This is a genomic window from uncultured Tenacibaculum sp. (genome assembly GCF_947494125.1).
GTDB lineage: Bacteria > Bacteroidota > Bacteroidia > Flavobacteriales > Flavobacteriaceae > Polaribacter.
In genome coordinates, this window is record NZ_CANLTU010000036.1 from 1 (window position 1) to 1,154 (window position 1,154).

At 30.3% G+C, this 1,154-nt stretch carries 1 protein-coding gene; it reads left to right on the top strand.

Annotated features, from left to right (window positions below; all coding sequences use genetic code 11):
- A partial coding sequence (locus tag Q0881_RS17690) for an HlyD family efflux transporter periplasmic adaptor subunit (RefSeq protein WP_299163280.1) occupies window positions 1-1,154 on the top strand: 1,154 nt, incomplete at both ends.

A 1,154-nucleotide genomic window follows, 5' to 3' on the forward strand; every position in this document is an offset into this window, starting at 1 on the left:
ATGCCAATAGAAATAGAAGACATAGAGATACGTAGCGAAGAAGTACAAGAAATCTTAAACCAGGTACCCAATTGGATGATTCGCTGGGGAAACACGCTATTGCTATTATTAATAGTTATGCTTTTGTTTATTACATGGTTTGTAAAGTACCCCGATGTTATTAGCACACAAGTAATGGTAACAACATCATTTCCACCAGAAAAAATATATGCAAAATCTACTGGGCAGTTTGAAGTATTTTTAGCTAGTGAAGAAAAAAATGTTTCAAAAAATGAAATACTTGCAGTCATAGAAAATAGTGCTTCTTATAAGGATGTTTTGTTGTTAAAAAGTATTGTAGATACCATTAGTACGGGTAGAGAAAATTTTTCGTTTCCTATTAAAAAACTCCCTCCATTGCTTTTAGGAGACATTACTGCTAGTTTTTCTCAATTTGAAAATGATTATTCAGAATATCTGTTAAACGAAAAACTAACTCCTTATAAAACTGAAAGCTTTGCCAACAGAATGTCTGTGATAGAAACCAAAGGAAGGCTCCAAATTTTAGTATCACAAAGAGATCTAAACAGAAAAGAATTAGCTTTTAAAAAAATAGATCTTGACAGAAGTAAAAATATGTTTGCACAAGGAGTAATTTCAGCTAAAGAAAAAGAGCAAAAAGAAGTAGAGTATTTACAATCAGAAAGAGCTTACAAGAGTTTAGAGGCTTCTATCTCACAAATTAGAGAATCAATTAATAACTCGGCAAGAAATTTAGAAGGAACCTCTATAAAGGAAACACAAAATGACATCCGTTTAAAAAACAAAGCAATTCAGTCCTTTTTATACTTAAAAAAGGCAATTAAAGATTGGGAAAAACAATATGCATTAACATCCTCTATAAACGGAAAAGTATCTTTTTTATCCTTTTGGAATAAAAATCAAACTGTAAAAACAGGAGAGTTAATTTTTATCATTATCCCTAGTGATGGAAACTCCTATATAGGAAAAATAAAAGCACCAGCAGCTAATTCAGGAAAGATAAAAAAGGGACAAAAAGTTCAAATAAAATTACTGAATTATCCATCAGATGAATTTGGTGAATTAAACGGTACAGTAAAATCAATTTCATTAATACCAGATGAAGAAGGAAACTATTTAATAGATGTAGCATT